Below are 6237 nucleotides of genomic sequence, written 5' to 3'. Positions count from 1 at the left end.
TCGTCTCGTCGACCGCGGGCAACTACGAGAAGGAGTGCCTGGCGACCACGTGCACCCTCGACGGCCTGACGAACAACGTGAAGTACAACTTCACCGTCGTGGCGGAGAACCGCGTGGGCCCGTCCGACCCGTCGGCACCGTCGGAAGAGGCGCGCCCCGACGCGCGGCCCGACACCCCGGCTGCACCGACGCTGACCTTCGGCGACAAGAGCCTGAACGTCGCATGGGTCACGCCGTCGACGCCCGGTTCGCCCGTCCAGCACTACACGCTCGAGATCTCGCCGGCACCGCCGTCGGGCATCTCGCAGAAGACCGAGGTCGTCGGCAACTCGATCGTGTGGGACGGCCTGCAGAACGGCGTCGCGTACCAGGTGCGCGTGCAGGCGCACAACCTCGCACCCGATCCGTCGAGCCCGAGCCCGTGGTCGGTCACCGAGATCCCGGCCCGTGCGCCCGATGCGCCGGGTACCCCGACGACCGCTCGCCTCGAACCGGTCGGCGCGCAGGCGCAGATCCGCGTCTCGTGGAACAAGCCGGCCGACAACGGCGACGCGATCGACGGCTACCAGCTCGATGTGATGCAGGGGTCCAGCGTCGTGCGCACGATCCCCGTCTCGGCGAGCGAGACCAGCCAGGCGGTCGTCGTCAACACCTCGACGACGGACTACACGTTCCGGGTGATGGCGCAGAACAAGGCGGGCTGGGGGGCGTTCAGCGCCGCATCGGCCCCGCAGCGCGGGTTCACGCCTCCCGGAGCGCCGCCGAACGTGTCGGCCTCGACACCGAACGGCAACAGCTCGATCACGGTGTCGTACGGGGCAGCGGCCGGCAATGGCGCGAGCGCGGGTGAACTGAGCTACCAGTACTCGCTCAACAACGCCGGCTGGGCGGCGATGCCTGGCAACAACGTCATCGGCAACCTGTCGAACGGCACGAGCTACACGGTGCGCGTGCGCGCCGTCGCCACCGTCGGGGGCGTCCAGGAGCCGGGTGCGGCGTCGGCTCCGTCGAATGCCGTGATCCCGTACGGGCCGGTGCGCAACCCGACGGTCTCGGCCACGGCAAGCGGCCGGAGCATCACGTACCAGTGGAACGCTCCCAGCGCGAACGGTCGCGCCATCACCCAGATGCAGATCCGCATCGACGGTGGAAACTGGCAGAACGTCGCGAACAACGGCTCGACGTCGGCCACCTACGGGTACGCCGAGACGCACCGCGTCGAGGCGCGCGCGCAGGATGCCGCCAATCAGTGGAGTGCCGTCGTTTCCGACTCGGCGCGGACGGTGGATCCGCCGCAGCCGCGCGCGTGGACGAGCCGAGGCTCCAGCGCGCAGGGTATGGAGGGCTGCGGTTCGGCCTCGTGCTCGTACTTCGTCTTCAACGTCGAGAACTGGGTGCCGGGTACCTACACGCTGAGCTGCAACGACTCCGAGGGGCGATGGAGCAGCAACCAGTACCAGGTCGGCGCGAACGACAGCGTGCGGCTGAGCTGCTACTCGGGCTACGCGGGCTCGAAGTGGGTCAGCTACAGCGGACCGGGCGGCTCCGGCAATGCCGAAGCCACGACGTGGTAGCGCGCTGCGCACGCACGATGCCGTCGGATTCCCGGAGCGCCGGTCGATGGGTGTTTGTCCCCATCGATCGGCTCTGATCAGGCGGATTACCATCGTCGTAGTTGACACTTCCCGTCCAATCGCGTTCCCTGTGTCGGGTTAGGCTGGACCGTTCCCTGATGTCTTCGGTGAGCGCCGGACGCCCCACGTCCGGTCTCGGCGCCACGTAGAGACGCACGACACCCCGGAGGAGGCCGAGGTTCGATGAGGTCTTCCGCATGGCTGCGCGCTCGTCCGCGTGCGCTCGCTTCGGCGGGTGCGGTGACGGCGGCTGCGGTCACGCTCACGACGCTCGCGTTCGTCTATCAGGGTGTTCCCACCACCGAGGTCGACCTCCATGACGGCGGTGTCTGGGTGACGAAGCGCTCGAGCCTCATGGTCGGCCACTTCAACCACGAATCGCAGGTGCTCGACGGCGGTCTGCGCACGACGAGCGACGACTACGACATCCTCCAGTCGGGGGCCACGGTCCTCCTCGTCGACAACGCCGGCTCCGCGGTGAGCGCGATCGACCCGGGGATGGTCGCGTTGTCGGGGGCTGCCAGCCTGCCCGGCGACGCGAAGGTCGTGCTGGGTGGCACGACCGCCGCCATCCTCGACCGCGCGTCGGGCGATCTGTGGGTGCTGGCCGCCGAGAGCATCGGATCGTTCCAGATCGAGGGCGCCGATCCGACGACGAACCTCGGCGAGGGGGCGGATGTCGCGATCGGCGTCGACGGCATCGTCCACGGCGCGTCCGCCGAGACCGCGGAATCGGTCACGATCCGGATGGGCGCCGACGACGCCCCCGAAGAGGCGGCGCGCGCCGCCTTGCCCGGTGTCGACGAGAAGTCCAAGCTGTCGATCACCTCGGTCGGCGACAAGGCCGTGGTGCTCGACACCTCCGACGGCACCGTCATCGCGGACGGTCGGGAGACCGAGATCGACGGCGGGCGCGATGCCGTGCTGCAGCAGCCCTCCGCTGCCGCCGACGCCGTCTCGGTGTCGACGGCGTCCGCACTCGTGCGTGTGCCCTTCGACGGCTCCGAGCCCACGACGGTGAAGGCCGGCGGCGATGGCGCGCCGGCGTATCCGGTGTGGCTCGACGGCTGCGCCTACGCCGCTTGGAGCGGTTCCGGCCGCTTCGTGCGCGACTGTGCGGGCGACGCCGGCGATCTGGATGCCGACATCGACGGCGTCGAGCCGACCTCGCTGTTGCAATTCCGCGTGAACCGTGACGTCGTGGTGCTCAACGACATCGTCGGCGGCGCCACGTGGATGGCGGCCGAAGATCTGCAGCGCGTCGACAACTGGGACGAGCTGACCCCGCCCGAGGGTGAGACCGAAGAGGACGAGAAGACCACCGAGGAGACGACCGAGACGGTCCTCCCGGAGCGCTCCGAGATCAACACGCCGCCCGACGCCAATGACGACGACCTCGGCGTCCGTCCGGGCCGCACCACGATCCTCCCTCTGCTCGACAACGACAGCGATCCCGACGGGGACGTGCTGACGACGCGGGTGCTCGAGGGTGGGCCGTCGATCGGCGAGGTCCAGTCGATCGACAATGGCCGTGCGCTGCAGATCGCGGTCCCCGAGGACGCCTCGGGGTCGGCATCCTTCAGTTATGAGGTCTCCGACGGCCGCGGTGGCACCGACACCGCGCGCGTCTCGCTCTCGGTGCACGGCTGGGACGTCAACGCGCCGCCGACCCAGAAACGTGTGACGACCGTCGCCATCGAAGCCGGCGGCACCATCACCTACAACGTGCTGCCCGACTGGATCGACCCGGACGGCGACGACGTCTTCCTCGGCGCGGTGACACCCGCGGAGGGCGACGAGGCCGACTACACCTCGGACGGGCGCATCACCTACCGCGCGGTGGGCGGGACGCAGGGCCGCAAGGATGTCGAGATCTCGGTCTCCGACGGCACCGACGTCACGGTCGGCTCGATCCGCTTCGACGTGCGGCCCGTCGGCTCGATCGACCCCGTGACCAACGCGGACTACATCGCGGTCCGGACCGGGCAGACGGCGACCGTGTCACCGCTCGTCAACGATGTGGGCGCCGGTCGCGAGCCGCTGCGCCTCGCCCGCGTCGATCCCGTCTCGGGCGCCGACATCGTTCCGGACTACGCCAACAAGACGTTCACCTTCCGCTCCGCGACGCCGGCTACGTACTACGTGCAGTACATGGTGGCCGCGGGCGCCGCAGGTGTGCCGGGCATCGTGCGGGTCGACGTGATCCCCGAGGGGGAGACGGACCTGCCCCCGGTGGCGGTGCGCGACGTGGCGCTGCTGCCGAGCGGCGGCGAGGTGCTGGTCAATGCTCTGACCAACGACTCGGATCCGTCCGGCGGCATCCTGGTGGTGCAGTCCGTCACCGTCGAGCCGAACTCCGGCATCGCGGTCGCCGTGCTCAACCACGAGACGCTCCGCATCACCGACCAGGCCGCCCTCTCGGAGCAGGTGCGCATCACGTACCGCATCTCCAACGGTTCCCAGTCGGCCGAGGGGGATGTCATCGTCATCCCGATCCCCGCCCCCGCGCAGCTGCGGCCTCCGGTCGCGAACGACGACCAGGTCGTTGTGCGTGCCGGCGATGTCGTGACGATACCGGTGCTCGACAACGACTACCACCCCAACGGCGACGCCATCCACGTCGCCCCCGACCTCGTTCCCCCGCTGATCGAGCCCGAGGATGGCGAGGTCTTCGTCTCGCAGGACACCGTGCGCTTCCGGGCATCGGACGAGCCCGGCACCGTCTACGCCACCTACGAGGTCGTCGACAGCACCGGGCAGAAGGACGCCGGCTACATCACCATCCAAGTGCTGCCGGTCAACGAAGAGACCAACGCCGCTCCCCGCCCGCGCGACCTCACCGCCCGCGTGCTCGGCGGCACCCAGGTGCGCATCGCTGTGCCGCTGGACGGCATCGACGCCGACGGCGACTCGGTCGAACTGGTCGGTCTGGCCTCCTCGCCGGGCAAGGGACGCATCACCGAGACCGGCTCCGACTATCTCGTCTACGAGGCCTTCGACGACACCGCCGGCGTCGACACCTTCACCTATCGCGTGCGCGACAGGCTCGGCGCGGAGGCCACGGCGACGATCCGGATCGGGATCGCGCCGGCCGAAGGCGTGAACCAGGCGCCGTATGCGGTCAAGGACGCCGTCATCATGCGGCCCGACCGCTCGGTCGCCGTGCCCGTGCTCGCCAACGACTCCGACCCCGACGGCGACGAGTTCGGCATCGTCAAGAACGGGCTGATCCTGCCGGATGTCGCAGGCCTCGAGGCGAAGGTCGAAGGCAACCGCGTCGTCGTGACCTCTCCGTCGGAGACGGTCGAGACGTCGCTGCAGTACACGATCCGTGACGCCCGCGGCGCCGAGGCGAAGGCCGTGCTGCAGATCACGGTGGCCGAGGACGTTCCGCTCCAGCGTCCGATCGCGCGCGACGACGACGTCCGCGCCGCCGACGTCGAAGAGGGCGTCGTCGACCTCGAGGTGCTCGCCAACGACGAGGACCCGGACGGCACCGTCGACGACCTCGAGCTGTCGGTCGCCGACTCCGACTCGCGAGTGCTCTCGGACGGCAAGGTGCGCGTCACCCTCGGCGACGCCGACCGCCTCGCCACCTACACGATCACCGACCGCGACGGCAACGCGGCATCCGCGTTCATCCACATCCCCGCGCTCTCGTCGCTGCCGCCGACGCTCGTCTCCACCGAGCCGGTCGAGGTGAAGAGCGGCGAGACCGTCGAGCTGCCGCTCGCCGATCACGTCCGGTCTGCTGACGGTGGCAAGGTCGTCATCACCGAGGCCGCCAAGGTCACGGCCGCGCACAACGACGGGTCCTCGTTGATCAAGGACCAGACCACCCTCGTCTACACCTCGGCCCCCGGGTTCTTCGGCCCCGACGCGATCACGTTCGAGGTCACCGACGGCACGGGCCCCGACGATCCCGAAGGCCGCAAGGCGACGCTGACCCTGCCGATCACGGTGCTGCCGCCCGAGAACCAGCAGCCGACCTTCGTCAACGGGCAGATGGATGTCGCACCCGGCGAGGACCCGGCCACTCTCGACCTGGGCGGTCTCACCACGGACCCCGACCCCGACGACGCGGACCGCCTGGAGTTCGACATCGTCGGCGGATCGCCGGACGGCATGACGGCCGCTATCGACGACGACGAGCTGCGCGTCAGCGCCGCCGCGGAGACGAAGAAGGGCACCGCCGCGACGCTCCGCGTGCGCATCACCGACGGGACCACCGAGCCCATCGAGGGCACCGTGACGATCCGTGTGATCGCATCGACACGCGAACTGCCCACGGCCAACGACGATGTGATCGACGAGGCCCACCAGGGCAAGACGATCACGGTCCCCGTGCTGAGCAACGACGTGAACCCGTTCCCCGACAAGCCGCTGAAGGTCACCACCGCGGTCCTCGAGACCGGTCAGGGCGACGTCGACGTGGCGGGCGACCAGGTGCAGGTCACTCCCGACGCCAAGTTCTTCGGCACGATGGTCGTGCGCTATCGCGTGCAGGATGCCACCGGTGACCCCGACCGGGAGGTAGAGGGCCGCATCCGGCTCACGGTGCAGGGCAAGCCCGACGCGCCGGGGACACCGACCGTCTCGAGCG

At 69.7% G+C, this 6237-nt stretch carries 2 protein-coding genes; both read left to right on the top strand.

Annotated elements, in window-relative coordinates; translation table 11 throughout:
* Window positions 1–1574 (top strand): fibronectin type III domain-containing protein (locus tag B2K11_RS20330; protein WP_163620908.1); only part of this gene is annotated, 1574 nt, incomplete at its 5' end.
* Between the two features lie 243 nt (window positions 1575–1817).
* Window positions 1818–6237, top strand: a 4420-nt coding sequence (locus tag B2K11_RS20325) for an Ig-like domain-containing protein (RefSeq protein ID WP_163620907.1), incomplete at its 3' end; no start/stop codon positions are given.

This window comes from Microbacterium sp. B35-30, from assembly GCF_010634855.1.
GTDB lineage: Bacteria > Actinomycetota > Actinomycetes > Actinomycetales > Microbacteriaceae > Microbacterium.
The sequence above is the reverse complement of the archived record's forward strand: the minus strand, read 5'-3'. Positions and strand labels throughout refer to the sequence as shown.